Here is a 26,832-nt window from a genome sequence, read left to right on the forward strand (position 1 = left end):
AGGCACCAGGCGGAATGCGAGCGTCGCAAGCGACTGCAGGTGCTCTTGCAGGCCTGAAGCAAAGAGGCAAGGATGGTGGATGATGACGATCTCCTGCTTTCCGAGAAACGTTCGACCCAAGTTCCTGCTTGCCCCCGCCGCGCCGGACCGCTATTCCGACGCAATCAACGGAGTGAGATTGTGAGCCTCGCCAGCGAGATCAAACCGCAAAGCGGCATCGATCCGATCGTCAAGCTGACGGCGCCCGACATGGATCAGGTCAACGCGCTGATCTTGGCCATGGCCGGGTCCAATGTCGAACTGATCCCGCAGATCGCCGAACATCTGATCTCGTCGGGCGGCAAGCGCCTGCGCCCCATGCTGACGATCGCGGCGTCTCTGGCCTGCGGCTATCGCGGCCAGGGCCATATCAAGCTGGCGGCGAGCGTCGAGTTCATGCACACCGCCACACTGCTCCACGACGACGTGGTGGACGAGAGCGATCTGCGCCGGGGCAAGCAGTCCGCCCGGATGATCTGGGGCAATCAGGCCAGCGTGCTGGTCGGCGACTTCCTGCTCGGCCAAGCCTTCAAGATGATGGTCGAAGTCGGCTCGCTGACCGCCCTGGAAATCTTGTCCAACGCCTCCGCCGTGATCGCGGAGGGCGAGGTCTGGCAGCTCGCCGCCTCCAAGAAGTTGACCACGACCGAAGCCGACTATCGCTCGGTGATCGAGGCGAAGACCGCGGCGCTGTTCTCCGCGGCCGCCGAGGTCGGGCCTGTCATCGCCGATGCGGGCACTGCCCTGCGCGAGGCGATGCGCAGCTATGGCCTCAATCTTGGCCTCGCCTTCCAGCTCGTTGACGACGTTCTCGACTATGGCGGGACGTCGGTCATGCTCGGCAAGAACACCGGCGACGACTTCCGCGAGGGCAAGATCACTCTGCCCGTCATCCTCGCCTATCAGCGCGGGACCGACTCCGAAAAGGCGTTCTGGCGCGAGGCGATGGAGGAAGGCCGCACGGACGAGAGCGCGCTCGCCCAGGCCACGGCTCTGCTGCAGCGTCATGGCGCGCTGCGCGATACGGTCGCGCGGGCTCGCCACTATGGCGGTCTGGCCTATCAGGCGGCGGAGGCGCTGCCTGCCTCGGAGAGCCGCGATGCGCTGCTTCAGGTGGTCGAATTCTGTATCGACCGCGTCACCTGACCCGACGAGCCGACCACGGGCCTTGCCCTGAGTCGCAAAATCGTCATGGTGCGCATTCAAAACGGACAGTCCTGGCGGAGAGGACAGCGCGTCGAAGCGCTGCCGTCCGACCAGCAAAGACAGCGCTTTCATGCGGCATTCGCGAACGTTGCCGCGCGACACCTCTCGGAAGGAACGGAACGTGCAGATATCGCGCCTTTTTCCGCTGGTTTGCGTCGGTGCCCTCGCCATCGCATCCGCCGTCGGCGGCGCTTCGGCCGCAGCTAATGACAGCACCCAGACGCCGCGCATCGATCTGAGAACCCAGAGCCTTTCCGGCGCCTACCTGGCCGCCAAGGCGGCGCAGCTGGCCGGCGATCTGACGGCCGCCACCGACTATTACGAGCAGGCGCTGAAGATGGATCCGACTGCGCCGGAGTTGCAGCAGGACGCCATGTTCGCCTTCCTCGCCGCAGGCCGGTTCGACGAGGGGGTGCAACTCGCCGCAAAGCTTCGGGATTCGACCGAGGCCGGCAAGGTCGCCCGGATCGCCATGGGCATCGATGCATTGCGCCGGGGCCAGTTCGACAGCGCCCTGAAAGAATTCGACATCAGCGACCTCAGCGACCTGGATGCGTTGCTGCTCGGCCATCTGTCGGCCTGGGCCGAGGTCGGCGCCGGCGATGTGGACAAGGCCCTGCAGCGTCTGGACGAGCTTGAGGGGGTGCCCTGGTACCCGATCTTCAACCAGTACCAGAAGGGCCTGATGGCCGGCTTTGCCGAACGGCGCGAGATCGCCCGCCAGGCCTTGAACGCCGTGCTCGACGACGAGACGGACGCCCGCACCTCGCCCGATGCCTATCTCTCCGCAGCCGAGGCGCTCGCCCGGATCGAGGCTCGCGAAGGCCAGCGCGACGCCGCGCTTGCCGCGATCGACAAGGGTCTGGCGATCGCCGCCGCCTACGATCCGCTGCTGCGCCTGCGTGAGCGCATCGAGGCCGGCGAGACGATCGAAGCGCCCGTGACCAGCGTGCGCCAGGGAGTGGCCGAAACCCTCTACATTCTCGGCCAGGCCATCAATCGCGGCGAGGGTCAGCAGGTCGCGCTTCTCTACTTCCAGCTGGCTCATGCCATCGCGCCGGCCGACGATACGTTGCTGACGGCCCTGGCCGGCATCGCCGAACGCGGCGATCGCCTCGACCAGGCGATTTCCTATTACGAGAAGATCCCGGAGGATTCGGCCCTACGGCGCAACGCCGATCTGCAGATGGGCCTCGACCTCTGGTATGCGGAGCGCAAGGACGAGGCGAAGACCCATCTTCGGCGCGCGCTCGAGCAATATCCGGACGATCTTCAGGCTCATCTGGCGCTTGCCGACGTGCTCGCGGCCGACAAGGACTATGCCGGCGCGGCCGAGGTGCTGGACAAGGCGGTCGACCTCGCCGACGACACGGACGAGCAGAACTGGAACGTGTTCTATCAGCGCGGCATCGCCTACGAGCGGCTGGGCGAATGGGACAAGGCGGAGCCGAATTTCCGCCAGGCGCTCAAGCTGGTGCCGAACCAGCCGCAAGTCCTGAACTATCTCGGCTATTCCTGGGTGGATATGAACCGCAACCTGGAAGAAGGCCTGGAGATGATCAAGACGGCTGTCGATCTGCGGCCGAACGATGGCTACATCATCGATTCGCTCGGCTGGGCCTATTATCGGCTCGGCCGCTTCGACGATGCCGTCGAGCAGTTGGAGCGGGCGGTTCTGCTCAATCCGGTCGACCCCACGATCAACGATCATCTGGGCGATGCCTATTGGCGGGTCGGCCGTAAGCGCGAGGCGCATTTTCAATGGCAGCGGGCTTTGGGCGGCGATCCGAAACCCGAGCCGGAGCAGATGACGAGCATCGCCGAAAAGCTGCAGGACGGGCTCGGACCGGTCGAGAAACGGCCTGACGCGCCTGCCGGCACCGACCGGACCGACGATCGTGCGTCCAACGCCGAGAAGCCCGTAGCCCAGCCGCAGAGCGCCGACTGACGCCGAGGCCGTGAGCGCGGTCGACCCAACCCGCTCGGCGGAGCGCCAAGGTTTTGCGCCCGCCAAGGTCAATCTGGCGCTGCATGTGACGGGCCGACGGGCCGACGGCTTTCATGAACTCGACAGCCTGGTCGCCTTCGCAGAGCATGGCGACCGGCTCGCTGTCGCTCCATCCGCTTGCGACCGACTGACCCTGATCGGGCCGTTCGCGCCCGCCCTGGACGGCGTGGCGGCCGACAATCTCGTGATGCGAGCACTTGACCTGGCACGCCACTGCGCGGCCACCCGAGGCACCCGCATCGGTCCCCTTTCCATCACCCTCGAAAAGCGCCTGCCGGTCGCCGCCGGCCTCGGCGGCGGGTCGGCCGACGCCGCGGCGCTGCTGGCGCTTCTCGCAGAAGCCGATCCAGGGCTCCGCGACGATCTCGCTTCGGCCTGCCTGGGCCTTGGAGCCGACGTGCCGATGTGCCTGGCCGGACATCCCGCGCGCGTTCAAGGGGTCGGCGAAATCGGGCAGGCTCTGCCGGCCTTTCCGCGGGTTCCCGTCGTCCTGGTCAATCCGGGAGTCCCGGTCGCGACGCCGGAGGTGTTCCGTCGCCTCGTGAAACGGCAGAATGCGCCGCTCCCGTCGGTCGCCGGCGGCTGGCCGACGATCGAGAGCCTGGTCGCCTACCTGGCGGGGGCGCGCAACGATCTCGAAGAGCCGGCGCTCTCGATCGCGCCAGCGATCGACGAGGCCCGCAAGGCGCTGACTGAGGCAGGCGCCCTTCTGTCGCGCATGTCGGGCTCCGGCGCCACCATCTTCGGCCTGTTTGCGACGAAGGATGCCGCGCACGACGCGGCCACCGCGATCGGTGCCGAGCATCCGCATTGGTGGGTATTGCCGAGCACTTTGCGCGGGACGGGGTAACGAGTACCGGACGCTAAGGCTGGGCGGCGTAGGGACGGATCGCCGCATCGAGGCGCACCGAGGCCACGCCTTTGGCGAGATCCGCGAGCGAGCGCGCGTTTCCGGCCTTCGACAGCGCCTGGCCTTTCGACAAAATCAGGCCGCAGGAAAGCGGCGGGCTCCACCACGCGAACGGATCGAGGAAACGGCTGAGCCCGCGGCCCTCCCACGACCTGGAAAACCGCGCCGGACGCGGCCCGGCTCCATGTCCGAACGAAAAGTGGTTGCCGACCGCCTCGATCCAGCCGGGACTGAGACGCGCACCGACGCATAGCAACAAAAGCCATTCGCCGCGCGCCGCCGAAATCGTACCGGCCATGCTCTCCCCCTCGGCGATCCGGCAGCCGGCCTCCTCCGCAACAGCACGCGCCTCTTCGCCGAGACCGCGATCCAGCACCACGACGTCGCGCACCATTCCCTCGACGGCTCCGGGCACCAGCGAGAGAAGGCTGGCGGCCAGCGGCCCGGGCTCCTCACCCACTTCGATCAAGACGCTCAACATGACGTCCCGTCTATCCAAATGACGGTTCCATGAACAGCGGGAACAAACCGGCCGCAAGAATGTTCTTGTAATGTTCTCATCTCGATGTTAGGACTTTGTTCACAACACTAGACCCGAAACGGGAGGTAATCCCATGCAAGAGGTCCAGGCCGCCGACAGCGCCGCGTTCTCGGCGCCGGGTGGCGTCGATATCGCCAACCACATCATTGCCGAGTCCGGGCTTCGGGTTGGGTTCGACCGGCGGCGCGGGCGGGGCGCCGGCGTCAATCCGTCGGGGCGCTTCGAGCCGATGTCCCGCCACGTCTTCGACGACGGCTGGCAGACGCTCGACGAACTGCCCGCCTTCAAGACCGAGGTTCAGGTGGAGCGGCCGAAGACGGTCATCACGCGTAACACCTCTCCGGACATTTCCTTCGACCGGTCGATCAATCCGTATCGTGGTTGCGAGCATGGCTGCGTCTACTGCTTCGCCCGGCCGACCCACGCTTATATGGGACTGTCGCCGGGCCTCGATTTCGAATCCAGACTGTTCGCCAAGCCGAATGCGGCGCGACTTCTGGAGGACGAGCTGTCGAAGCCGACCTATCAGCCGCGCACCATCGCCATCGGCACCAACACCGACCCGTATCAGCCGATCGAGAAGACTTGGCGTGTCATGCGCGAGGTCCTGGAGGTGCTGGAGGCGGCCAACCATCCGGTCGGCATCGTCACCAAGTCGGCGCTCGTCGCACGCGACATCGACATCCTGTCGCGGATGGCCGCCAAGGGCCTGGCGCGGGTCGCTCTGTCAGTGACGACGCTCGACCGGACGCTCGCCCGCGCGATGGAGCCGAGAGCGGCAACGCCGGAAAAGCGCCTGGAAACGATCCGGCTCCTAAGCGAGGCCGGAATTCCGACGATGGCGATGGCCGCGCCGATCATCCCGGGACTCACCGATCACGAGATCGAGCGCCTGCTGGAGGCGGTCGCCACCGCCGGGGCCAAGGAGGCCGGCTATATCCTGTTGCGGCTGCCTTTAGAGGTGAGCCCCATCTTCAAGGACTGGCTGCTGCGCCATTATCCCGACAAGTACCGGCATGTCCTGACGCTGATCCGCTCCATGCGGGACGGTAAGGACTACGATTCGGAATGGGGCAAGCGGATGCGCGGCAAGGGGCCCTACGCCTTTCAGATTAAACGCCGGTTCGAGATCGCCTCCGAGCGATTCGGCCTGAACCGGGGTCGCACGCCGTTGCGCACCGATCTCTTTACCGCTCCGAAGGGCAGCGGCGTGCAACTGTCCCTGCTCTAGAAGCACTGCTGTCGTCTGCCGGGCTCCGGCCGGGCGCACAGATCCCGGCCGAAGGCTAAAGTTGGGATGCTGCCGGATCGAGCGGCGACAAATTTATACGCCGAACCGGCCGAACCGGCACCGGTGTTGCGGTCGCAAAGCGGTGCTCGGACGGGCTGTGTGAGATGCCCGACGGAGGCAAACATTCGCCCGCTCATCCCCACCCCTCGATGCGGCGGGCCTTGTGGAGAATCGGAGAATGCGCGAGTCTTGCCGCATCATGACTCGCCATTCCTCCGATTCTCTTTTTTCTTCGCCCCAGCCGAAGGCGGCGGGCAAGGCGGCCGCCGCAGCGCGCACGAAGGATACGGCCGGCGCCAAGCAGGCCCGGCCGAAGACCGCCAGGATCGAAGTGTTGGCGCCGACCTTCACCCTCGAGGAAGAACGGCTGGCCAAGGGTGCACGGCTGGTCGCGGGGGTCGACGAGGTGGGCCGCGGGCCGCTCGCCGGACCGGTGGTCGCCGCCGCGGTGATTCTCGATCCGAAGCGTATTCCGGCCGGGCTCAACGATTCCAAGAAGCTCACCGCCGAAGTGCGGGAAGCCCTTTTCGCCGAGCTGCTTTCCGTTGCGCGGGTGTCGTTCGCGTCCGCCAACGCGCTGGAAATCGACCGCTACAACATCCGGGGCGCCACGCTCATCGCCATGACCCGCGCGCTCGCCGCATTGGACGAGCAACCCTGCCACGTCCTGATCGACGGCCGGGACGTGCCGCCGCGCGTCGGCAGCCGGGGGACCGCCGTGATCGGCGGGGACGCGCGATCCGTGTCGATCGCCGCCGCGTCGATCGTTGCCAAGGTGGTACGCGACGCCATGATGCGGCGCGCCTGCGACGTGTTTCCGGGGTACGGCTTTCGCCGTCATGTGGGCTATGGCACGGCCGAGCATCTCGACGCCCTGCGCCGGCTCGGTCCCTGCTCGATCCACCGCATGAGCTTCAGACCCCTGCGCCCCGATCTTCTTGCCGCGGCAGAATGAGGCAAAGGAAGCCGCTCAAGAGATAGCGGCGGCACCCGACGTTGAGTGGATCAGCGACGCGACGGCCGACGATGACGCCGCCGCAATGGACTTCCCATTCCTTCGATACGGATGAAGCAGGCCGACCGCGAGAGATTGCCGCGAAGCCGCGAGCCTACGGCACCTGCAATAGAGGCGAACGTCCGCGTCGACGGCTCCAAACGAAAACGAGCAGCCCGACGGGCCGCTCGCCAATTCGATAAGAATGAATTTCGGCAGCCGCCATGACGGCCGTCCGTGACGAGGTCCGCCGGACTACTGAAGCCGCTTGCGGACCTCGGCGATCGACTGCTCGAAGAACCGGTCGTCCTTCGCCGCGCCGTTGCGCTCGGCGATCAGCTTGGCCGCTGCGGCTATGGCGATATCGACGGCCGAAGACCGCACGTCGGCCACCGCGTCAGCTTCGGCCTGGGAGATCTTCATCTCAGCCATCGTCGTGCGACGCGCGATATAGTCGGCGCTCTTGACGCGTGCCTCTTCGACGATCGCGTCGGCTTCCCGCTTGGCCGAAGCCACGATCTCCTTAGCCTCGTCTTCCGCCTCGCGGCGGCGACGCTGGAATTCGGCCAGCTGCTGCTTGGCCTCTTCCTTGAGCTCGCGCGCTTCCTCGATCTCGTTGCGGATCTGATCCGCACGAGCGTCGAGAGACCGAATCATCATGGCCGGGGCTTTGAAATAAACGGCCACGCCAACCAGAACGAGCAGGCCGACGGTCGCCCAGAATGCCGCTTCTGCAAACATTGACTGCTACTCCCTAGGCCTGCACCGAGCGGATCGCCGCCAGTGCCTCCTCCTGCGAAACGTCGAGGCCCGCGACCTCCCGCAGGATCGTCGCCGTCACATCCTCGGCAATCTCGCCGACATTGGCCATTGCCGATGCCTTGATCTCGTTGATCCGGGCCTGTTCCGCCGCGAGCTTGTCGTTGAGCTCCGCCTCGGCCTTGGCCCGTTCGCGATCGGCGTCGGCGCGGGCCGCGTCGCGCGCGGACTGGGCAATCTCCTGCGACCGCTGACGAGCCTCGGCCAGCTCCTGTTCGTAGGCAGCCTGGGCCTCGTCGGCATCGGCCTTCATCTGTTCGGCCGCTTCCAGATCGAAGGCGATCCGGTCCCTGCGATTTTCCAGGATACCGGACAAGCGCGGTACGATCACGCGGTCGAGCACCATGTAAAAGGCGCCGAAGACGATGACCAGCCAGAGAATCTGGGACGCAAAAAATTCTGAATTCATCGGCGGGAAGACGCCGGATTCGTGGCCGCCTTCGACTTGCACGACCTCGCCGTGCGTCACTCCGCCGTCATCGGACGGCGACGCGTGACCGGTTTCCGGCGCTTCCGTCTGAGCAAAGGCTTCAGTCACGAACATTCTCGTCTCCCGCTCCATCGGCCGGTCGGCGACGAAATCGCCAACCGGCCTGAACCGCGATCACCAGCCCGCAATCGTCAGCCGACGAAGAGGAGCAGCAGCGCGATCAGCAGCGAGAAGATGCCGAGCGCCTCGGTCACGGCGAAGCCGAAGATGAGGCGGCCGAACTGGCCATCCGCCGCGCTGGGGTTGCGCAATGCGCCGGCGAGGTAGTTTGCGAACATGTTGCCGAGGCCGAGCGCCGTGAAGCCCATGCCGAAGCAAGCCAAGCCTGCGCCGAGGTAACGTGCAGCTTCCGCGTCCATCATTTTCTCCTTCGGGTTTTGATCGTGCGGTGGGTTGGCGGCCGACGGATCGACCGCGGTTTGGGTGGAATCAGTGATGCGGATGAACCGCGTCGTTGAGGTACATGCAGGTCAGAATCGCGAAAACATAGGCCTGCAGGACGGCGACGATGAGCTCCAGCGCCGACAACGCCACCACCATGAACAGCGGCAGGATCGCGCCGGTCACGCCCAAGGCGCCCAGCGTTCCCAGAGACACGACGAAGCCAGCGAAAACCTCGAGCGTGATATGGCCCGCCAGCATGTTGGCGAACAGTCGAACGGAATGCGAAACCGGGCGCGAGAGGTAGGAAATGACCTCGATCAGCACCACGAAAGGCAAAATGACGGGCGGGACGCCGGACGGCACGAACACGCGGAACCAAGACAGGCCGTGCTTATAGATGCCGTAGCCGGTCACCACCGCCATCACGGTGATCGCCAGCGTAAACGTCACGATGATGTGGGCGGTGATCGTGAAGAAAAACGGAAACAGACCGATCAGGTTGGCGAGCAGCACGAACGTGAAGATGGCGAAGACGAAGGGAAAGAAGCGCATTCCCTGCGTCCCGGCGGCATCGCGCAGCATCCCCGCCGTGAATTCGTAGAGCAGTTCCGAGATGGATTGCACGCGGCTGGGGATCAGGCCACGGCCGCTCGTCGACCAATAGAGAAAACCTGCCGCCAGTCCGGCCGTAATGACCATGAAAAGCGAGGAGTTCGTGAAGGAGAGATCGACTCCGCCGATCTCAATCGGGATCAGCCTCGTGATCTGGAATTGATGGATCGGATCCACTGCCAAAACGCACACCCTTCAACGGTTTTAGGGCTTAAGGAAGCCGCATTGCCATAACCGGCCCAACCGCTATTCGCAACACCCCTCTTCAATCATTGGCGGGCTTTTCGGACGTTTGCCCGGCCTTTTGCGGTGCAGCATCGCCGGTCTGATGGGCCTTCTCCGCCGATACGGAGCGCACGACATTCAGGACTCCGGCCGCAAAACCGAGCATCAGAAAGACGATGAGAGCGATCGGCAACGTTCCAGCGACACGATCGATCAGGTATCCGATGGCACCACCGACGAAGATGCCGCCGATGAACTCGCTGGCCAGCCGCATTCCTTGTGCCATGCCCTGCATGACCGGTGCGCCGCGACGAGGGGGTTTGACCTTCGCGGTCTTGGCGCGCTGCGCCGACAACCGTTCGGCCAGCGTGTTGCGGCGTGCCTCCCATTGCCGTTCAGTGAGGGGCGTTGCGTGAGAAGCCTCGGCGTCCTTGCCCATGGCCGTCTGGTCGCGATCGTCCGCCGACATTCGTGCTCCCCGATCCGCGCGGCCTCGTGTCGAGCCGCCTTCCCGAAACATGTCCCGCCTGAGCGGCATGGTTCGGGTATCATCAAGTGTCGGCACAGAAAATAGGGCAGGCTGGCGATTCGGCTTGCCCGCGGGCTGGCCTCAGCGGCCCTCAGGCTAAAAGCCGGCGAACAGTTCTCCGAAATCCCGACGATCCCTTCGGAGACCGGATTTCAAGACGCGCTAACGCCGCGCAGGCTCGATATCTCTCCCGACCCGATCGATCGGAAAGCCGTATCAATCCCAGCCGCCACCAAAGGTGCGATAGAAGATGTGCTGGCCGATGCGGTCGACCCGCTCCATGGCGCGTGCCCAGCGTGGTTTTACGTAGGTCGCGTGGTAATGGGTCGCGGAGCCGACCTCGTTGATCCAGATCTGGCCCTTGCTGACCTGATCGGCCACCCGCTTGGCGATCTCCCACGCGTCGCGGTCGCTGACACGGTCGCGCCGTCCGTCGCAGGCGAAGGAGAACTGGCAGCGATTGCGCCAGTCCTTGTTCTGATAGACGACGCCGCAGATCGTATTGGGAAAGCTCGGATTGCGAACCCGGTTCAGAATCACCTGGCCGACCGCCGCCTGCCCGAGCTCCGATTCGCCGCGCGCCTCGTAATAGATGCCGTTGGCAAGGCAGGTCTGCTCGCGCTCACTGAAGGCCGAAGCCGGCAGCGGCGTCGCCGCCCAGGCATGATCGCCGGCTTCCAGCGGCGGCACGAACGGCGCCTGGGGCTCCTTCAGGATCTTCTCGAACAGCGTTGCGATGGTGCCGCGTTCCTCCGCGGCATAGCCGAGCGCCGTTGCGGTCCCGGTGTCGTCCAGCGAGGCGACCATGGTCTCGCTGGCGCCTGCATCGAACGAGCCCGACCGACTCGGCTGAAAGCTCATGGCGACCTGGATCAGGTCGGCGCTCGGAGCGGGAACGAGAAAGGCCTGGCGGACGGCATCGTCGCCCTTCGACAGGTTTGGTTGCAGCAGGCTGTGGCGCTCCAGGATCGAACCGGCGGTGAACGCCTTGGGCGGCGTCACCGGCGCCGAGGTGATCACACGGCTGCTCTTGTCGCGACGAGCGACGCGGGCCTCGTCCGGCGTATCGAAGGCGGGCCGAACCGTATCCATCGAAAACAGACCGCCATCGGCGCCACGCACGCCCGAGCCCGCCGGAAGCCGCTGCTGCTGCTTGTCGTCAGCATAGGCCAGCTTGGCTTCGGCGATGGCGCCGGCCGGCGACGGCACGAAATAGGCCTGCCAGCGCGCTTCAGCATTGGCGCCTTCGAGCAGGCTGGCCATGTCCTGGAAGGCGGCCGCGGTCGTCATCGCCGGAACCAGCACGAGGCCGAGCGCCACAATCGTCGGCCACCGCCGCGTGCTTGCCGCGCCGCGCCGTGTCGCCGTCTTCCCTTTTTGCTGCCGTTGTTCCGCCGGCATACCCGCCACTCGCCCCACGCCATTCATGCGGGCGAGTATCGGAGCTCAACCTTGTATCTTGGTTAACAAGTGGTGGATCGGACCAGAAAAATGGTTTCCATTTCAAGACCTAGAGCGGAAATGCAGCCACGACCCGAGGCCCGCTAGCGGCCTCGCTTGGCATAGGGGTTGTCGGGCTTGCGCAGGCCGAGCCGGATCGGCACGCCGAACAGGCCGAAATCCTCGCGCAGCCCACCGACGAGATAACGCGTATAGGAGGTCCCGAGCGCATCGGGACGGGAGGTCGACAGCATGAAGGTGGGCGGCCGCGTCTTCACCTGGGTCATGTATTTCAGGTTGACGCGGCGGCCGGAGACCGCCGGCGGCTGATGCCGGGCCACCATGCCCTCCAGCCATTGATTGAGCCGCGCCGTGGAGATCCGCTTGTTCCAGACCTCGTGGGTCTCGGCAACGGCCTTCATCAGGCGCTCCAGCCCCTCGCCGGTCTCGCCGGAGATGGGAACGGCGCGGATGCCACGCGCCTGCGGCAACAGCCGGTCGGTCTTCTCGCGGAGATCGGCGAGCACGGCCTGCCGGTCCTCTACCACGTCCCACTTGTTGAAGGCGATCACCGGCGCGCGGCCTTCGCGCACCACGAGATCGACGATCTGCAGATCCTGGCGCTCGAAGGGGATCGTCACGTCGATGACGATGATCACCACCTCGGCGAAGCGCACGGCGCGCAGCGCATCGGCAACGGAAAGCTTTTCCAGCTTCTCCTGAATGCGCGACTTGCGCCGCAGGCCGGCCGTGTCGAACATCTTGATGCGGCGGCCGCGCCAATCCCACTCGACCGAGATCGAATCGCGCGTGATGCCGGCTTCCGGCCCGGTCAGAAGCCGGTCCTCGCCGATGAACCGGTTGATCAGCGTCGACTTGCCGGCGTTGGGGCGGCCGACCACGGCGATGCGCAGCGGCTTGGTCGGATCGTAGGCTTCCGGCTCGTCCGTCTCGCCCACTTCGACCTCGGTCTCGGCGACCTCGTCCCCCGACGTGAAGGCCTCCAGTCCGAGCCCCTCGACGATCGCGTCGCGGAGGTCCGCCATGCCCTCGCCATGCTCCGCCGAAATTGGACAGGGCTCTCCGAGGCCGAGCCCGAAGGCATCGGCGAACCCGGCTTCGGCGCCGCGCGCCTCGGCCTTGTTGGCGACGAGCACCACCGGCTTGCCGGACCGCCGCAACAGCTCGCCGAACACGGCATCGAGCGGCGTCACGCCGGCCTTCGCGTCGATCAGGAACAGCGACAGGTCGGCGGCCGCGATCGCCGCTTCCGTCTGCGCCCGCATGCGTCCCTGCAGCGTCTCCGCGGCGGCCTCCTCGAGCCCGGCAGTATCGATCACCTCGAATTCGATGTCGGCGAGCTTCGCCTCGCCCGCGCGCCGGTCGCGCGTCACCCCCGGCCGATCGTCGACCAGGGCGAGACGCTTACCGACGAGGCGGTTGAAGAGCGTCGACTTGCCGACATTGGGTCGGCCGATGATGGCGATCGTGACCATGGCCGCCCGTCCGCGATCAAGAGGGCGGAATGCCGGCCGGCTGCTCGGCCGGCTCGGCTTGCGATTCGGGAGCCGGAGCCGACGTCGCGTCGGATGCAGGCTCTTCGGATCCGGCCGGGGCGTCAGCCGCCGTTCCGTCGGCGCCTGGAGGTGTTTCGGCAGCATCGTCACCAACCGTCCCTTCCGTCACCGACCCGGATTCGGTCTCGTCGGGTGCGCTGGCAGGTTCGTCCGGCAGCGCGGATGCGGGAGCGGCCTCGTCGCCGGCTGCAGGCTCGACCGCAGGCGGCGCCGTGTCGGGAGCAGCGGTCGCATCTTCGGCGGGTGCCGCAGATGTCGAATCGGCCGGGGTCACCTCTCCATTGCTGGTGTCGCCGGCAGCGATCACGTCGAGCATCAGATGCGCCCGGTCGACGATGCCGCGCGGCGTGCTGCCATCGTCGGCCAGCTGCTGGAACAACAGCTTTGCGTCGTCGACGTCGCCGGCCTTCCAGGAGGCAAGCGCCAGGGCCTCGCGCGCGGGCCCGCGCAGCGGATCGGCATCGCTGGTCAGCCGCTCGACCTGCCCGCGGACGTCGTCGAGGCTGCCGGTGTCCACGAGGATATAACCGGCGCGCACCGCCGCCATATCTCGAACCGCCTGCGTCGCGGAGGAATCGGCTTCCACCGCCTTGTACTCGGCCAGGGCCTTGTCCACCGCGCCGGCCTTCTGATGAACAGCGGCCAGGCGCATACGGGCGAGCACCGGATAGACGCCATAGCCCTCGTCGATGATCGACTGGAGGGCGGGTTCGGCCTCATCGGCGTTGCCGGCCGAAGCGAGATCGCTGGCGGCGATGAAGCGGTCGCCGGCCTCGTTGGCTCGACGCGTCTCATAACGCTCCCAGATCACGACGACGCTGGCGATCACGACCACCGCAACCGCGCCGCCGATGACGAGTCTGCCATAACGCTTCCAGAGCGCATGGACCCGGTCCTGGCGGAGCTCCTCGTCTACCTCGCGAAAGAAACTGTCGTCGCTCATCCACCCACTCTCGAAAGCCGTGGCGCACTTCCCGTCCGGAAGTCTGCCTCCGCTCTTTCTCGTTGCCTGCGTGAGGATCCCGTGCGGGCTCCTCTCAGATCATGCTCTGGTGCCATCGTCGCGCTCACCGGCCGTGGGCCGCGATCGCTTCCCGCGTCTTCTACCGATTTTTCCGGTCCGCGAAAGGGGCGACCTCACGCAAGCGGCGAGACACCGAACAGCCAGACGTGAAGGCCGCCCAGGAAGAGAGCGGCGAAGACGATGCCGATGACCAGCGCGGCAACGTCGCCCCGCATCCCCTGCGCGGTCGGATAGGAGCCCATCCGGCGGCTTCGCGCCAGAGACGCGACATAGTCGGCCACGGACCAGACCAGGAACCCGCCGAAGAGCAAGAGATCGGCACTCGTCCCATTGGCCAGCAGATGGCCAAGCGACCACAGGACGACACTCAACACCAGCGGATGCACGACGGTCGCCTTGATCCGACCGACCGGCGCGTAGGCCGCCGATGCCAGGATGAATGCGATGGGGACGAGAAGCAGCGCCAGGTGGCGCGTGCCGGCCGGCGGGACCCACAGCTGCGTTGCCTCCAGCCGGGCGTCGCCGTAGCCGAAGATGATCAGCAGCAGACCGATCAGCGAGAGCAGTCCATAGATTGCCTTGTAGGGCGCCTCTCCCAAGCGGCGCATCACTCGATTGCGGGCTCTCTCGGCGACGATTCGTGTCGAGTGTACCGCGAGGAAGAGGATCAGTCCCGCCACCAACATCAACATGCCGCCCCCCGTCGCTTGCCCGGCGCCACCCGCAGGCATCGCGTCAAGCGACCATAGGGCGATACGCCGGCCGACACCATAGGAGTCGGTTTCGAGCACCCCCGCCCTTTGGAGCGGCCAGTCTCGACATCGCCCGGCTCCGGCCTTAGCCTCGTCCCAATAGATCGCGCCCGCCGCGCCTCCGCCATGAACGGCCGGCGGAACTTCAACCCTTCGTCCCGATGGGGACAATCACGAACCCGGCCGCGTTAGCATGACCATGGACAATCTCATCGTTCGCCTCGCCACGCCGGACGATCTCGATGCGCTGATCGCGCTGTTTGCCGACGACCAGCTCGGCGGCCATGGCGACAGCGCCGATCCGGCCCTGCGCCCGGCCTACCTCGCCGCCTTCGAACGTATCGCCGCCAGTCCGTCCCAGCATCTCTACGTCGCCGAGTTGGAGGGCGCGGTCGTGGGAACGTTCGAGTTGACGCTCAGCACCGACCTCGTCGAGCGCGGCGCGACCAAGGCGATCCTGGAAGCGGTGCAGGTTCGCTCGGACTTGCGCGGGCGCCGCATCGGCGAAGCGATGGTCCACTTCGCCATGAACGAGGCGCGACGTTATGGCGCCGTGGGGATGAAGCTGACCTCCAACGCCAAGCGCGTCGACGCCCACCGCTTCTACGAGCGCCTCGGTTTCGCCAAGAGCCATGCCGGCTTCACGATCAAGCTCTGACCGCCGATGCGATCGGCTCAAAAGAACTCGCCCAGATGCTCGCGCATCCATCGGGCTTCTTCCGTCGCGCTGCGGCGAAAATGACGTCTGAAATCGCGACTGAACTGGGCGGCGCTGGCATAGCCCACCTCGGCGGCGATCGCAGCAATCGGGCCCTCCCGTCGCGCGATCATCAGACGCGCTTCGTGCAGCCGCATGGCCTTGACGTATTGGATCGGCGTGCTGCCGGTCAGCGCCTTGAAGTGCGCGTGATAGGTGGGAACGCTCATGCCGGCCTCGGCCGCGAGATCGGCCACCGACAGTCCCGTCCGATAACGATCGCGAATCCGCGCGAGGCTTTGCACGATCCGGCCCGTCGCGCCGCGCTGTCGGAGGGCCGCCGCCAGCGCCCCGCCCTGCGGCCCCATGAGCACCCGGTAGTGCAATTCCCGCAGCAGTCCCGGGCCCAGGATCGCAAGCTCCGTCAGGTCGTGGAGCGCCCGCAGGATCCGCAGCAGCACATCCCCGATCGCCGGCTCCATCGGGCTTGAGATCAGGCTTCTGGCCGGCTCTGCCCGCGAGCCTTGATGTCGCGCGTCGAGTTCCGTCGCGATTTGGGCGGCAAGACGCAGATCGAAATCGACATAGACCGCCAGCAATGGCCGCCCCGGTGCGGCCTGCGACGCCATCCGGAACGGAACCGGCACCGAGACGGCCAGGTAGTGATTCGCATCGTAGCGGTAGAGCTCGCCCTCCAGAAATCCCTGCTTGGCGCCCTGCAGCACGAAGACCGCACCGGGCCGGTAGAGCACCGGCACATCCTCCAGAACCGTCTCCGACCTCAGAAGGCGCACGGAGGAAAGAGACGTGGCGTTGTAGCCCGGCCGAGGCGCTAGACGCGCCGCCAGGGTCAGGAGCTCGCCGGACGCATCACCCTGATTCATAGGATCGAGCAAGAAATCAACAGGATATGCCCTAGGGGCGTGAATTTGGAGAGAGTATCCGTCAACTCACGCAAACGATCAAGACGGAGCCGACCATGTCAGCCAAGACGTTTTTCATTACCGGCGCCAACTCGGGCTTCGGCCTTGCCATTGCCGAGGCGGCCATCCGAGCCGGCCACACGGTTGTCGGCACCGTCCGATCGGAGACCGCAAGAGCCGCGCTCCTCGAACGACTGCCGCAGGCCCATGCGATGCTCTGCGACGTCACCGAATTCGACCAAATCCCCGAGATCGTCGCACGGGCGGAGGAAGACCACGGTGCCGTGGACGTTCTGATCAACAATGCGGGTTATGGCCATGAAGGCGTGCTCGAGGAATCGCCGCTCGACGAGATGCGCCGGCAGTTCGACGTGAACGTCTTCGGCGCCGTCGCCGTGGCCAAGGCCTTCCTGCCGCGCTTCCGCGAGCGGCGCTCCGGCTTCATCGTGAACGTGACGTCGATGGGCGGACTGATCACCATGCCGGGGATCGCCTATTACTGCGGCAGCAAATTCGCGCTGCAGGGCATCTCGGAGGTCATGCGCGCCGAGATGGCCCCGTTCGGGGTGTACGTGACGGCGCTCTGCCCCGGCTCTTTTCGCACCGACTGGGCCGGCCGTTCGATGGTCCGGACCGACCGCTCGATCCGCGACTATGACGAGCTGTTCAATCCGATCCGAGCAGCGCGTCAGGAGAAGGACGGCAAGCAGCTCGGCGATCCGGCGAAGCTGGCGGCAGCCGTTCTTACGCTCGTCGCCTCCGACAATCCACCGCCGCAACTGCTGCTCGGCAGCGACGCGCTCAAGCTGGTGACCGACCGCATCGAGCGCATGAAGCAGGAAATCGCGGCCTGGGAAGAGTTGACCCGCTCGACCGACGGCTGAGACCGGAGGGGCGAACCGAAGAGGCCGCACTTGCGCCCGCGACGCGCGCGGTCGTGGACGCGCTCAAAACCCACGCCCGCGCCGCGAACTTTCTATGGGCCGCATCCCAAGCGACGGCCTCCACCGATCGCAACCGGTCACGGGATCAGCCGAGAGCTTTCGCGAAGACCTCTGCGGGCTGCGTCGAGCAAGGCACCTTGACGGTCCCATCCCGCCCCGGCGCAATCCAGCCGGAGTGGATCGCGTCGAGCAAGACCTCGTGCTGGCTGGCACCGCGTGGCGAGAAACCAATGCCCCTGATTGTCTCGTTCCATGCCTCGCGTGGCACGGCCTGCGGCCTCACTTCGCGCCCGAGCGCCTCTCCCATGGCATCATCGCGACGTTCCGGAACTGGCTCAACGCCGACTTCGAACGCGGCACGCTCGCGCCCGTCCTCTCCGAATGGTGGATGTCCTTCGAAGGGCCGCGACTTCATTGTTCCAGCCGTTTCATGCCGCCGCCTCTTCGCGCCTTCGTCGATCTGCTGAGAGAGCAGCCGAGGCGTCGATGAAACGAGCGGACGATGGGCCGCTGCTGGCCGGCCCGCCCCACTCGCCCTTCGTGTCAGAGCCATCTGGCGACGCAGTAGGCGATCCAGGGCGCCGGCGGAAAAGAGCCGAGCCATCGGTTCGACAACGCTGCGTCCCGGCCGTGGCGCGGCTTCGACTACCAGCCCTCGAGCACGATCTTGCCCTTGGCCATACCGCTCTCCAGCAGCGCGTGGGCCTTCCTGAGATTGGCCGCATTGATCGGCGACCAGCGCTCGTTGATGGTGGTCCTGATCTTGCCGTCGTCCACCATCTGCGAAACCGCGTCGAGCAACTTGCCTTGTTCGTCCATGTCGGGCGTGCCGAAGATCGGACGGGTGAACATCAGTTCGTGGTGGATTGACACAGCCTTCCGCTTGAACTGCATGACGTCGAAGCCCTGCGGATCATCGATCAGCGCGAAGCGGCCTTGCGGCGCGATGAATGCCGCGATTTCGCCGACATGCTTGTCGGTGTGCGTGGTCGAAAAGACGAAGCCCGGCGCGCCGATCCCGAGCGCTTCCACCTGGGCGGCCAGAGGCTTCGAATGATCCAGCACGTGATGGGCGCCAAGCCCCTCGACCCAGTCCCGCGTCTCGGGGCGCGACGCCGTGGCGATGACGGTGAGGTCCGTGCGTTGACGCGCGATCTGCACGGCGATCGAGCTGACGCCGCCGGCGCCACCGATAATCACGATGGCCCGCGCCGCGCCGGGCACCGCCTTGTTGACGTCCAGCCGGTCGAAGAGGGCTTCCCATGCGGTGATCGACGTCAGCGGAAGCGCCGCAGTCTCGGCCCAATCCAAGGATTTCGGTTTCCTGCCGACGATGCGCTCGTCCACCAGGTGGAATTCGGCATTGGTGCCGGACCGCGTGATAGAGCCTGCGTAATAGACCTCGTCGCCGACCTGAAAAAGCGTGACGTCGGGACCCACAGCGGTGACGATGCCCGCCGCGTCCCAGCCGATCACCTTCCAGTCGGCATCCTGCGGCGGCGTGCTGCGCCGGACCTTGAAGTCGACCGGGTTCACCGAAACGGCCTTCACCTCGACGAGAATGTCATGGCCGGTCGGCGCCGGCGTCGGCAGTTCGATATCGACGAGCGATGCGTCGTCGGCGATCGGCAGGGGCTTTTGGTATCCAACGGCTTTCATGAGCGTGTCTCCTTGCTTGTGGAGCACGAATTTAGCGGGTACCGTGATAAAGCACGATACGCACAAGTTCTGCCTATAGTGTCAAAAAGGATACCATGGTGGCCAAGCTTCCCCACTCGCGATTCGACTGCGTTCCCGGCTGTTCGGTCGAGGCGGCGATCAGCCTGATCGACGGCAAGTGGAAATGCGTCATCCTCTTCCACCTGCTCGAAGGCACCGCTCGCTTCAACGAGATCCGGCGGAGGATTCCGGGCGTCACCCAGCGCACGCTCACCAACCAGCTGCGCGAGTTGGAGGCCGACGGGCTGATCGTGCGCAAGGTCTACGCCGAGGTGCCCCCGAAGGTCGAATACAGCCTGTCGGAGCTCGGCCACAGCATGACGCCGATCTTGGGCGCGCTGAAGGACTGGGGCGACGCCAATCTCGACCGTTTCGCCACGGCGGGTACGCCGGCGGCGTGAAATCGGGCGCGATATCCGTGCAAGATCCGCCGGCACGAGCGGCCGCGGTTTCGAGCCGGACATTCCTCCGATCTGCCGGGATCTCGTTCAAAGCAAGTTCATCAGCTTTCCTGGTGCCCTTCCCGGAATTCGTTACATCCAGCGGGCCGCGGCGAGCAGCGCCGGCACCGCGTCGAGCGTAAGGGCAATCCCGTCGGGCGCATAGTCGCGAGGCGGTTCTCGGCCGGTCCCCCGATCGATCCAGATCGCGCGAAAATTCAGATCACGGGCCGCCACCAGATCCAGATGCGGACTGGCGCAGACATGCACGAGCTGGTCTCGAGCAATGCCGAGTTCGTCCCAGGCATGGCGGAAAATGTCGCCCGACGGCTTGTAGGCTCCAGCCTGCTGTGCCGTGATCACACGGTCCACATGGCCGCCGAGCTGAGCCACGTTTTCAGCAATGACGGCATCGTCGGCGTTCGATATCACCGCCAGCCGAAACCCTGCCTCCTTCAGCCGCCCCAGGGTGTCGACGACCTCCGGAAAAGGCGGCATCCTGCCGATCGAGGCAGTGAGAATTTCGGCATCCCGGGGATCCGACGGCTGCGACAGGTCCGCCATGGTGCGTTCAAGCGCTTTGGCGCTGACCTCTCGGAATGAGAGATGTGGCCGCGACTGCTCCAGTTCGTGCTCGTGGCCGTCGTAGACCGAGATGAACGACCGAGGATCGATCGCTGCTCCGGTTCGCGAGAGGATCGCGTCCACGGCCGCCAGCAGACCCTCGTCCCACTGGATCAGCGTTCCGTAACAGTCGAATGTCAGCCAGTCCGGCCGGGGTCCCGTCAATGCCATCGCCGAATACTCCATTGATCCAGCGAGATTATTGACGGCCGCTTCATGCATATGGAAATTAAATATAACAATAAACGACATTGGTATTTTAAATGACGATGGATTTCGATCTGTTGAGGACCTTCGTCGCCGTGGTCGATGCCGGCGGCTTCACGCGTGCCGCCGAGCGCGTTCACCTCACTCAATCGACGGTCAGCCTTCAGATCAAGAAGCTGGAAGCGGGCATCGGCCGTCCCCTTCTGGTTCGGGAACGAAGCGGAGGCGGCGTTCGCACGACCGAGGAGGGCGATATCCTCCTCGGCTATGCCCGCCGCCTGCTGGCTGTCTCGGCCGAAGCCTTGGAAACCCTGCGCCATCCCTCGGCGCCCAAAACCGTGCGGCTCGGCGTGCCGGAGGATTTCGCCGGCCGGCGGCTGATCGGGCTGCTGTCGTCGTTCTCCCGCGCCTTTTCCGATATCCGCCTCGACACTCAGAGCGGTTGGAGCGCCGGCATCTGGCGCCTGCTCGACAATGGCGACATCGATCTTGCCCTGATCAAGCGGGAGCCCGGCGATGGGCCGTGCCTGGCGAGTTGGACGGAGCAGCTGGCATGGGTCTCGGGAGCCGATCATCCGCTCCCCCGGGACCCGATTCCGCTCGCTCTCTTCCCGCCCGGCTGCATCTATCGCGAGCGCGCAATGCGGGCGCTCGACCGCGCCGGCCTGCGCTGGCGCATCGCCTATACCAGCCAGGGTCTCATGGGGGTCCAAGCCGCCGTCGCCGGCGGTCTGGGCGTGAGCGTCCTGCCCCCGGACGCGATGCTGGACGGCGAGCACAGGATTTTGAGCGAGGCCCGTCTGCCGGATCTGGCTGCGTCCGAACTCGCGCTCGTCGTCGCCGACCGCCGGCCGGACCCGGCGGTGCGAACGGTGGCCGACTTTCTGGTGGACCAAGTCGGCCGGATGGTGGAGGGACGGGGCGCAAGACGCGGCTGAGATCGGTCCTCGTGAGCTCCTCGGAGAACTTTGCGACAAAACCAATGGCCAGACGACCGCCAGGGTCGCGGAGCGCACGAGCTTACCCGCGGAGCAGGCTCCGCTTTTGCGCCGAACGAGCACCTTGCGGCCCTCGTTCGGCAGGATGAGGCCATCTGCGCGACGCAGACCGAGCCCCTCGGCCCGATGGTCGTGAACCGGCCAATTAGAGTCGGGCCAAGATGGACGGACCGACGGGATACGCTTTCAAGGCCGGCCGGCGGTCAGAGCGCGGCCTTCACCTTTTCAGCGACCTCCGGCGATACCCACTTCGTCCAAATGTCCTCGTGCGTTTCCAGGAACTCCAGCGCGGTGTCCTCGCCGGTCGCCTGATTCTCGTCCTTCCAGGCGAGCACGCCGTTGACCGTGTCGTTGTCCCACGACCGTGCCTTCAGATACTCCGCGGCCTGCGGGGATTTCTTGGCGAGGTCCGGCGTGATCAGCGTGTAGACGTCGGCCGGCGTCCAGGCGTTGAGCTTCGGATCTTCGCAATCCGGCTGCGTCGTACAGTTTTTCCATTCGGCAGCGTCAAACGGCGCATCGAACTCGAGCAGCTTCATCGGATAGCGACCGACGATCGCCGTCGGCGACCAATAATAGCCGAGCCACCCCTTCTTGCCTTCGAAGGCATTGGCGATCGAGCCGTCGAGTCCGGCCGACGAGCCGGTGTCGAACAGCACGAACCCCTTGTCCTTTGCATCATAGGCCTTGAAGAAATTGCCGACCATGATCTGGCAGCCCCAGCCCGCCGGGCAGTTGTAGACCGCCCCCTGGGACGGGTCCTCAGGCGAGGGAAACAACTCGGGATGCTCGAAGGCGTCGGACAGCTTCTGAATGTCGGGATGCTCGTCGGCAATATACTGCGGGATCCAGAAGCCCTCCTGGCTCCCGTCCGACAGAACCTTGGCGCCGTATTCGATCCGGCCGTCCTTGACGGCGGCGTCGATCTGCTCGCGGAACTGGTTGACGAACATCTCGGGCGCCACGTCCGGCTCGCCCTTTTCCGTCATCGAGGTGAAGGTCGGCATGGTGTCGCCCGGCACCAGTTCGGCGTCGCAGCCATAGCCGTTTTCCAGGATGAAGCGGTCGATCTCGCCCATCACCTCGGCCGAAGCCCAGCTCATGGCGGCGATGCGGATCTGGCCGCATTCGCCGTCCTGGGCCCGAGCGGCGCCCGGCAGCACGCACAGCGCCACCGCTGAGGCAGCCAATAGAACTGCAGTCTTCATGGATTGCCCTCCGGTCGGCGCGCCGATGGACGCGCTCTCCGCAGGGCAACTAGTTCGGCCGGACCACCCGGCGAGAGGATGACGCCCCGGCCACGAAAATTTCAGCCGCTCTACTCGCCGGCACGCCGAGCCGGCGTCAGCAGAACGCCTCGACCGTTTTGCGCGCACCTTCGCTGTGCAGCATCTGCAGGGCCTTGGTGTAGAGTTCGACGAAGCGCGGCTGGTCGGCCAGATCGCCGAACACCTCGCGGTTCTCGATGAAGGCGGTGATGCTTTCGCGGTTCTTGGCCGCGACCGCCATCAGTTCGTCCTTCAACCGGTCGACCACTTCGATGGGCTGGCCCTGTTCGTCCGTGCCTTCGGCATAGCGGGCCCAGCTCGCCACCACCGCGGCGCTGCGCGAGATTTCGCCGCCCGAGGCGAGATTGATGCGGATGACCGGCACCAGCCACTTGGGAATTCGGTCGGAACTCTCGGCACACAGCCGTGCCAGCGTGTCGCGCACTTCGGGATTGGCGAAGCGCTCGATCAGGGTGTGGCGATACTTGTCGAGATCGATGCCGGGCACCGGATCTAGGGTCGGCGTCGCTTCCTTCTCCATGTAGTTGAGCAGGAACTGGACGAACAGCGGATCGGCGCAGACCTCGTGGGCGTAGCGATAGCCGGCGAGATAGCCGAAATAGGTCAGCGCCTGGTGGCTGGCATTGAGCAGCCGCAGCTTCATCAGCTCGTAGGGCACCACGTTCTCGACCATCTGGACGCCCGCGTCCTCGAAGGGCGGGCGGCCTTCCGGGAAATGATCCTCCACCACCCATTGCGTAAACGGCTCGCAGACCACCGGCCAAGCGTCGTCGATACCGAAGCGTTCGGCGACCTGCCTGAGGTCGTCCGGCGATGTGACCGGCGTGATGCGATCCACCATGGCGTTCGGGAAGGCCACCGACTTCAGCATCCAGTCCCCGAATTCGGCATTCTTGGCGCCGGCAAAGGCCGTGAACATCTTGCGCGCCACGTCGCCGTTGCCCTGGATGTTGTCGCAGGACATCACCGTGAAGGGCGCGATGCCACGCTCGCGGCGGCGCCTCAGCGCCTCGGCGACGAGACCGAACGTCGTGCGCGGGACGGCCCCGTCCTGAAGATCCTGGGCGACGTCGGGCGTGTCGAACAGGAATTCGCCGGTGACGTGGTGAAAATTGTAACCGCCCTCGGTCACGGTGAGCGAGACGATCCGCGTCGTCGGCGCGGCCATCAGCTCGATGACGCCTTCGGGATCGTCGGGCGCGTAGCGATAGTCGACGATCGAGCCGATGACGCTCGCTTCGTAGCGGCCGTCGGGATGCTTGATCACCAGGGTGTAGAGTCCGTCCTGGCCCTTGAGGGCGTCGCGCATCTTCTGGTCGGCCGGCATCACGCCGACGCCGCAGATGCCCCAGTCCATGGCTTTGCCCTGGTTCATCAATTGATCGAGGTACATGGCCTGGTGCGCGCGATGGAAGCCGCCCACGCCGAAATGGACGATGCCGACCTTGACCGCGCTGCGATCGTAGCTCGGCTTGGCCACCTCCTTCGGCAAAGATGCCAAGGTCTGATTGCTGAGCTTCTGCATGATTCCGGTAACCCCCAAGGTCTTCGTGGGCCGTTTTCCTCGTGGCCCTGTCTTGCCGTTGCCACGGGAGGGTGCGTTCCGGCTGCGCGGGTCGCTGGGTTTTGCAGAGAAACCTGCCCCCGACCGGCCTCGCTCCCTGCGGCGGATGGACACGGGCCTCGCATCCGGCCCCCGTCAATCCACACCGGACGTCGAGTCCGACCCGACCGCGCCGCTTCCGGCCGAAGCACCTCCCTTGGGCCGCGATTATGATGCCGAACCATCCCGTTCCGCTACGCGACGATTGGCAACTAGCGTGCAATAATTGACAGAAAAGGATCAGGCTCGAACAGGAGACATTGCAGGCCCGCGACTTATGCTTGTATAAATTCGGCAGGCGAAGCGTTGGAGGACTTGGTCGCTTGATCCTGCAGACCCGCATCCTACGGATCGGATTGCATGTGTCGTCCGGAGGCGTCCCATCGGCTCGGCGAGACGGCCGAAATGGCTCTATTGCACCACCCATCCCGCAAAACCGCCGTTTTTCGTCCGACGTTACGCAGCACCGCCGCCGAGGTCCGCCCGTGATCGGCATGGGCTTGGACAGGCCGGCGGAGGGCGCCGGGTGAAGCCATGTTCGACAAGGCACTGCGCGAAGTCATCGCGACACCGCTCGATACGTCGTTCCTCATAATTTGCCACGACTACCCCTATCCCTACACCGTCTGGCACTATCATCCCGAGTACGAGATCCATCTGATCCGCAAGACCGCGGGCTCGTTCTATGTCGGCACCTATGCCGGGCTGTTCGAGCCCGGAAATCTGGTGATGACCGGGCCGAACCTGCCGCATATGTGGGTGACGACCGCCGCCGGCCCGGACAAGGAGGCGGCGACCGGCATCATCCGCGACCGGGACGTCGCCCTGCAGTTCAGCGGCGAATTCGCGCAGAGCTGCCTGCAGTCGTTCAGCGATTGCGCGGGGCTGCAGGACCTTCTCGACGATTCCGTCGCCGGCCTCGAATTCTCTCCCGAGATCTCGCGCGAGGGTGCGGTGCTGCTGGAGGCCATCCTGAAAGCGCAAGGGCTGGAGCGGATCGCCCTGTTCTTCCGGCTCACCGCACTGCTTGCCTCGGATACCGAGCGGCGATCGCTCTCTATGGCGCCGCCGCGCAGTCAGGACAGCGCGGCGGACGATCTCAAGGCGGTTCTCGAATACATCGCCGAGCACTGCAGCCGCAGCGATCTCACCTGCGGGGAGATCGCCCGGGCGAACGGGATGACACCATCGGCCCTGTCGCACCTCTTCGAGCGCAACACGCGCTGCACCTGCATCGAGTATCTGAACCGGCTGCGGGTCTACCACGCCTGCCAGAAGCTTGCGGAGACCGACGAGCCGGTCACGGCGATCGGCTACGACGTCGGCTACAGCGTCCTGTCGACCTTCAACCGCAACTTCACGCGTTATATCGGCATGGCGCCGTCGGAGTTCCGCCAGCAACGCGGCCTCAAGAAGAGCGCCTAAAGCAAGATGCCGAGGGATCGCGGACGTTTCGAATGCGGATCATGCGACCCGACACGAGCACAGAGCGCCAAGGCGATCCAACTTGAACGCATGTTGCCCTGGAAGCTCCGCTCGCCGCCTATCCGGCAAAGTCGGTGACGGTCACCTTGCGCAGGTCGCCGTCGCCAGCCTGCATGCGCTCGATGAACGTGGGGACCTGCGACAGCGCGATCCTGTGCGACACGATGTCGGAGACGTCGATCAGGCCGCTACGCATGAGATCGATCGCCTGAAGGCTGTTCTTCAGCGAGGTATAGCTCGCGATGATCGAGATCTCGTCGCGGAACAGGCGGAAATGGTCGATGGCCAATTGCCGCCCCATGGCCGGCACGCCGAAGGCCAAAACCTTGCCGCAGGAGCGGGTCAGACGGTTCGCCGCCTCCGACACCAGCATCGAGCTGCCCGAGGCGTCGGCGACGCTGTCATAGGCCCTGTCCGGCACCGCGCCCAGATCGCCGAAAACCTCGCCATAGCGCATCTCGGCGACGCGCCGACCGCGTGTCGGATTGCGCTCCAGGAAATCGATCCGGGTCACCCCGCGAGCGCGGATCAGCCGCGCCATCAAGAGACCGATCGGGCCGGCGCCCAACACCAGCACCCGTTCGCCGATCTGCGGGTCGAGCCGCTCGATGGAGCGCACCACGCAGGACAACGGCTCACACAAGGCGCCCTCTTCCCACGGCAGATCGCCGATATCGAAGGCCGCGCGCTCGGCCACGACCGCGTATTCGGCCATGCCGCCCGGACGATTGACGCCGGGCACGACCATGTTGCGGCAGAAATGGTGCTGGCCTCGCAGGCATTCCGGGCAGTTGTTGCACGGAGTGTTCGGCTCCACCGCCACCCGGTCGCCGACCTTGAAACGCGTGCAGTGCGGCCCTGTCTCGACCACCTCGCCGGAGAACTCGTGGCCCGGCACGAGCGGATACTGCGCCGTATACTCGCCTTCGAAGATATGCAGGTCCGTGCCGCAGATGCCGCTCGCTCTGACACGGATCAGAAGCTGATCGTCCGCCGCGACCGGTTGCGGCAACTCCTCGATCGCCATCTTGTGCGGCTCTGAGAAAACCAGGGCTCTCATGA

Annotated in this window: 27 protein-coding genes; 11 read left to right on the plus strand and 16 right to left on the minus strand. The window is 65.5% G+C overall.

Translation table 11 applies throughout. The features are described 5' to 3' along the window. The first annotated feature begins 180 nt into the window (after positions 1 to 180). From SMD10_RS02340 to SMD10_RS02350, 3 genes are all read left to right on the plus strand, one after another. On the plus strand, positions 181 to 1,185 hold the full coding sequence (locus SMD10_RS02340) for a polyprenyl synthetase family protein (protein WP_432757158.1): 1,005 nt from the start codon (positions 181 to 183) through the stop codon (positions 1,183 to 1,185). Between the two features lie 181 nt (positions 1,186 to 1,366). Further along, complete coding sequence (locus tag SMD10_RS02345; protein ID WP_331684033.1) at positions 1,367 to 3,193, plus strand: tetratricopeptide repeat protein; 1,827 nt, start codon at positions 1,367 to 1,369, stop codon at positions 3,191 to 3,193. Positions 3,194 to 3,203: 10 nt separating this feature from the next. Then, the gene (locus SMD10_RS02350; protein ID WP_331684034.1) at positions 3,204 to 4,103 is read left to right on the plus strand and encodes a 4-(cytidine 5'-diphospho)-2-C-methyl-D-erythritol kinase; all 900 of its coding nucleotides are present in this window, start codon (positions 3,204 to 3,206) and stop codon (positions 4,101 to 4,103) included. A 13-nt stretch (positions 4,104 to 4,116) separates the two neighbouring features. Here SMD10_RS02350 and SMD10_RS02355 read toward each other — a convergent pair whose 3' ends face one another. Continuing rightward, entirely contained in the window at positions 4,117 to 4,644 is a 528-nt protein-coding gene (locus SMD10_RS02355; protein WP_331684035.1) for a glycosyl transferase family 2, read from the minus strand. Positions 4,645 to 4,777: 133 nt separating this feature from the next. On the opposite strand from SMD10_RS02355, the gene SMD10_RS02360 reads away from it, so the two are divergent. Then, positions 4,778 to 5,935, plus strand: a complete 1,158-nt coding sequence (locus tag SMD10_RS02360) for a PA0069 family radical SAM protein (RefSeq protein ID WP_331684036.1) — start codon at positions 4,778 to 4,780, stop codon at positions 5,933 to 5,935. Positions 5,936 to 6,329: 394 nt separating this feature from the next. Further along, complete coding sequence (gene rnhB, locus SMD10_RS02365; protein WP_331684037.1) at positions 6,330 to 6,950, plus strand: ribonuclease HII; 621 nt, start codon at positions 6,330 to 6,332, stop codon at positions 6,948 to 6,950. Between the two features lie 294 nt (positions 6,951 to 7,244). On the opposite strand, the gene SMD10_RS02370 is transcribed toward rnhB, so the two are convergent. The 9 genes from SMD10_RS02370 to SMD10_RS02410 all read right to left on the minus strand — a co-directional run bounded on the left by SMD10_RS02370 (position 7,245) and on the right by SMD10_RS02410 (position 14,781). After that, positions 7,245 to 7,730, minus strand: coding sequence for a F0F1 ATP synthase subunit B family protein (locus SMD10_RS02370; protein WP_331684038.1), 486 nt, complete (start codon positions 7,728 to 7,730; stop codon positions 7,245 to 7,247). Positions 7,731 to 7,743: 13 nt separating this feature from the next. Then, on the minus strand, positions 7,744 to 8,352 hold the full coding sequence (locus tag SMD10_RS02375; protein WP_331684039.1) for a F0F1 ATP synthase subunit B: 609 nt from the start codon (positions 8,350 to 8,352) through the stop codon (positions 7,744 to 7,746). Between the two features lie 77 nt (positions 8,353 to 8,429). Then, a complete protein-coding gene (locus SMD10_RS02380; RefSeq protein ID WP_331684040.1) occupies positions 8,430 to 8,657 on the minus strand; it encodes a F0F1 ATP synthase subunit C in 228 nt (75 codons plus the stop codon). 70 nt (positions 8,658 to 8,727) lie between these two features. After that, entirely contained in the window at positions 8,728 to 9,477 is a 750-nt protein-coding gene (locus SMD10_RS02385) for a F0F1 ATP synthase subunit A (RefSeq protein ID WP_331684041.1), read from the minus strand. Between the two features lie 82 nt (positions 9,478 to 9,559). After that, positions 9,560 to 9,958 (minus strand): AtpZ/AtpI family protein, encoded by a 399-nt coding sequence (locus SMD10_RS02390; RefSeq protein ID WP_331684042.1) that lies wholly within the window; start codon positions 9,956 to 9,958, stop codon positions 9,560 to 9,562. Positions 9,959 to 10,264: 306 nt separating this feature from the next. Next, complete coding sequence (locus tag SMD10_RS02395; RefSeq protein WP_331684043.1) at positions 10,265 to 11,449, minus strand: cell wall hydrolase; 1,185 nt, start codon at positions 11,447 to 11,449, stop codon at positions 10,265 to 10,267. A gap of 143 nt (positions 11,450 to 11,592) precedes the next feature. Further along, on the minus strand, positions 11,593 to 12,984 hold the full coding sequence (der, locus tag SMD10_RS02400; protein ID WP_331684044.1) for a ribosome biogenesis GTPase Der: 1,392 nt from the start codon (positions 12,982 to 12,984) through the stop codon (positions 11,593 to 11,595). A 16-nt stretch (positions 12,985 to 13,000) separates the two neighbouring features. Next, positions 13,001 to 14,008 (minus strand): tetratricopeptide repeat protein, encoded by a 1,008-nt coding sequence (locus SMD10_RS02405; RefSeq protein WP_331684045.1) that lies wholly within the window; start codon positions 14,006 to 14,008, stop codon positions 13,001 to 13,003. 194 nt (positions 14,009 to 14,202) lie between these two features. Further along, a complete protein-coding gene (locus SMD10_RS02410; RefSeq protein ID WP_331684046.1) occupies positions 14,203 to 14,781 on the minus strand; it encodes an NnrU family protein in 579 nt (192 codons plus the stop codon). Between the two features lie 259 nt (positions 14,782 to 15,040). Between SMD10_RS02410 and SMD10_RS02415 the strand changes: the two genes are divergently transcribed. Then, the gene (locus SMD10_RS02415; RefSeq protein ID WP_331684186.1) at positions 15,041 to 15,499 is read left to right on the plus strand and encodes a GNAT family N-acetyltransferase; all 459 of its coding nucleotides are present in this window, start codon (positions 15,041 to 15,043) and stop codon (positions 15,497 to 15,499) included. Positions 15,500 to 15,516: 17 nt separating this feature from the next. Here the strand turns inward: SMD10_RS02415 and SMD10_RS02420 are convergent, their stop codons facing one another. Further along, the gene (locus tag SMD10_RS02420; protein ID WP_331684047.1) at positions 15,517 to 16,422 is read right to left on the minus strand and encodes an AraC family transcriptional regulator; all 906 of its coding nucleotides are present in this window, start codon (positions 16,420 to 16,422) and stop codon (positions 15,517 to 15,519) included. Between the two features lie 95 nt (positions 16,423 to 16,517). Here SMD10_RS02420 and SMD10_RS02425 point away from each other — a divergent pair, with 95 nt between their 5' ends. Then, on the plus strand, positions 16,518 to 17,345 hold the full coding sequence (locus SMD10_RS02425) for an oxidoreductase (protein WP_331684048.1): 828 nt from the start codon (positions 16,518 to 16,520) through the stop codon (positions 17,343 to 17,345). A gap of 235 nt (positions 17,346 to 17,580) precedes the next feature. Then, positions 17,581 to 17,895 carry a type 2 periplasmic-binding domain-containing protein gene (locus SMD10_RS02430; protein WP_331684049.1) on the plus strand — a complete coding sequence of 105 codons (315 nt, stop codon included), beginning with the start codon at positions 17,581 to 17,583 and terminating at the stop codon, positions 17,893 to 17,895. 155 nt (positions 17,896 to 18,050) lie between these two features. Here SMD10_RS02430 and SMD10_RS02435 read toward each other — a convergent pair whose 3' ends face one another. Then, on the minus strand, positions 18,051 to 19,064 hold the full coding sequence (locus tag SMD10_RS02435; RefSeq protein WP_331684050.1) for a zinc-binding alcohol dehydrogenase family protein: 1,014 nt from the start codon (positions 19,062 to 19,064) through the stop codon (positions 18,051 to 18,053). 98 nt (positions 19,065 to 19,162) lie between these two features. Between SMD10_RS02435 and SMD10_RS02440 the strand changes: the two genes are divergently transcribed. Continuing rightward, positions 19,163 to 19,525 (plus strand): winged helix-turn-helix transcriptional regulator, encoded by a 363-nt coding sequence (locus SMD10_RS02440; RefSeq protein ID WP_331684051.1) that lies wholly within the window; start codon positions 19,163 to 19,165, stop codon positions 19,523 to 19,525. A gap of 132 nt (positions 19,526 to 19,657) precedes the next feature. On the opposite strand, the gene SMD10_RS02445 is transcribed toward SMD10_RS02440, so the two are convergent. Next, a complete protein-coding gene (locus tag SMD10_RS02445) occupies positions 19,658 to 20,359 on the minus strand; it encodes an HAD-IA family hydrolase (protein WP_331684052.1) in 702 nt (233 codons plus the stop codon). A 92-nt stretch (positions 20,360 to 20,451) separates the two neighbouring features. Here SMD10_RS02445 and SMD10_RS02450 point away from each other — a divergent pair, with 92 nt between their 5' ends. Beyond that, on the plus strand, positions 20,452 to 21,333 hold the full coding sequence (locus SMD10_RS02450; RefSeq protein ID WP_331684053.1) for a LysR substrate-binding domain-containing protein: 882 nt from the start codon (positions 20,452 to 20,454) through the stop codon (positions 21,331 to 21,333). A gap of 263 nt (positions 21,334 to 21,596) precedes the next feature. Here the strand turns inward: SMD10_RS02450 and SMD10_RS02455 are convergent, their stop codons facing one another. Then, the gene (locus SMD10_RS02455) at positions 21,597 to 22,601 is read right to left on the minus strand and encodes an ABC transporter substrate-binding protein (protein WP_331684054.1); all 1,005 of its coding nucleotides are present in this window, start codon (positions 22,599 to 22,601) and stop codon (positions 21,597 to 21,599) included. A gap of 136 nt (positions 22,602 to 22,737) precedes the next feature. Further along, a complete protein-coding gene (locus SMD10_RS02460; RefSeq protein WP_331684055.1) occupies positions 22,738 to 24,207 on the minus strand; it encodes a mannitol dehydrogenase family protein in 1,470 nt (489 codons plus the stop codon). Between the two features lie 612 nt (positions 24,208 to 24,819). On the opposite strand from SMD10_RS02460, the gene SMD10_RS02465 reads away from it, so the two are divergent. Continuing rightward, the gene (locus tag SMD10_RS02465) at positions 24,820 to 25,710 is read left to right on the plus strand and encodes an AraC family transcriptional regulator (RefSeq protein WP_331684056.1); all 891 of its coding nucleotides are present in this window, start codon (positions 24,820 to 24,822) and stop codon (positions 25,708 to 25,710) included. A gap of 118 nt (positions 25,711 to 25,828) precedes the next feature. On the opposite strand, the gene SMD10_RS02470 is transcribed toward SMD10_RS02465, so the two are convergent. Beyond that, positions 25,829 to 26,830 (minus strand): alcohol dehydrogenase catalytic domain-containing protein, encoded by a 1,002-nt coding sequence (locus SMD10_RS02470; protein WP_331684057.1) that lies wholly within the window; start codon positions 26,828 to 26,830, stop codon positions 25,829 to 25,831. Positions 26,831 to 26,832 lie beyond the last annotated feature (2 nt).

Origin of the sequence: Consotaella aegiceratis (assembly GCF_036541425.1) — a bacterium.
GTDB lineage: Bacteria > Pseudomonadota > Alphaproteobacteria > Rhizobiales > Rhizobiaceae > Consotaella > Consotaella aegiceratis.

Coding starts and splice junctions, on each gene's coding strand:
- SMD10_RS02355 (WP_331684035.1), bottom strand. CDS start 4,644: ATGTTGAGCGTCTTGATCGAAGTGGGTGAGGAGCCCGGGCCGCTGGCC.
- SMD10_RS02360 (WP_331684036.1), top strand. CDS start 4,778: ATGCAAGAGGTCCAGGCCGCCGACAGCGCCGCGTTCTCGGCGCCGGGT.
- SMD10_RS02370 (WP_331684038.1), bottom strand. CDS start 7,730: ATGTTTGCAGAAGCGGCATTCTGGGCGACCGTCGGCCTGCTCGTTCTG.
- SMD10_RS02375 (WP_331684039.1), bottom strand. CDS start 8,352: ATGTTCGTGACTGAAGCCTTTGCTCAGACGGAAGCGCCGGAAACCGGT.
- SMD10_RS02380 (WP_331684040.1), bottom strand. CDS start 8,657: ATGGACGCGGAAGCTGCACGTTACCTCGGCGCAGGCTTGGCTTGCTTC.
- SMD10_RS02390 (WP_331684042.1), bottom strand. CDS start 9,958: ATGGGCAAGGACGCCGAGGCTTCTCACGCAACGCCCCTCACTGAACGG.
- SMD10_RS02395 (WP_331684043.1), bottom strand. CDS start 11,449: ATGCCGGCGGAACAACGGCAGCAAAAAGGGAAGACGGCGACACGGCGC.
- der (WP_331684044.1), bottom strand. CDS start 12,984: ATGGTCACGATCGCCATCATCGGCCGACCCAATGTCGGCAAGTCGACG.
- SMD10_RS02405 (WP_331684045.1), bottom strand. CDS start 14,008: ATGAGCGACGACAGTTTCTTTCGCGAGGTAGACGAGGAGCTCCGCCAG.
- SMD10_RS02410 (WP_331684046.1), bottom strand. CDS start 14,781: ATGTTGATGTTGGTGGCGGGACTGATCCTCTTCCTCGCGGTACACTCG.
- SMD10_RS02415 (WP_331684186.1), top strand. CDS start 15,041: ATGGACAATCTCATCGTTCGCCTCGCCACGCCGGACGATCTCGATGCG.
- SMD10_RS02420 (WP_331684047.1), bottom strand. CDS start 16,422: ATGAATCAGGGTGATGCGTCCGGCGAGCTCCTGACCCTGGCGGCGCGT.
- SMD10_RS02425 (WP_331684048.1), top strand. CDS start 16,518: ATGTCAGCCAAGACGTTTTTCATTACCGGCGCCAACTCGGGCTTCGGC.
- SMD10_RS02435 (WP_331684050.1), bottom strand. CDS start 19,064: ATGAAAGCCGTTGGATACCAAAAGCCCCTGCCGATCGCCGACGACGCA.
- SMD10_RS02445 (WP_331684052.1), bottom strand. CDS start 20,359: ATGGCATTGACGGGACCCCGGCCGGACTGGCTGACATTCGACTGTTAC.
- SMD10_RS02450 (WP_331684053.1), top strand. CDS start 20,452: ATGACGATGGATTTCGATCTGTTGAGGACCTTCGTCGCCGTGGTCGAT.
- SMD10_RS02455 (WP_331684054.1), bottom strand. CDS start 22,601: ATGAAGACTGCAGTTCTATTGGCTGCCTCAGCGGTGGCGCTGTGCGTG.
- SMD10_RS02460 (WP_331684055.1), bottom strand. CDS start 24,207: ATGCAGAAGCTCAGCAATCAGACCTTGGCATCTTTGCCGAAGGAGGTG.
- SMD10_RS02465 (WP_331684056.1), top strand. CDS start 24,820: ATGTTCGACAAGGCACTGCGCGAAGTCATCGCGACACCGCTCGATACG.
- SMD10_RS02470 (WP_331684057.1), bottom strand. CDS start 26,830: ATGAGAGCCCTGGTTTTCTCAGAGCCGCACAAGATGGCGATCGAGGAG.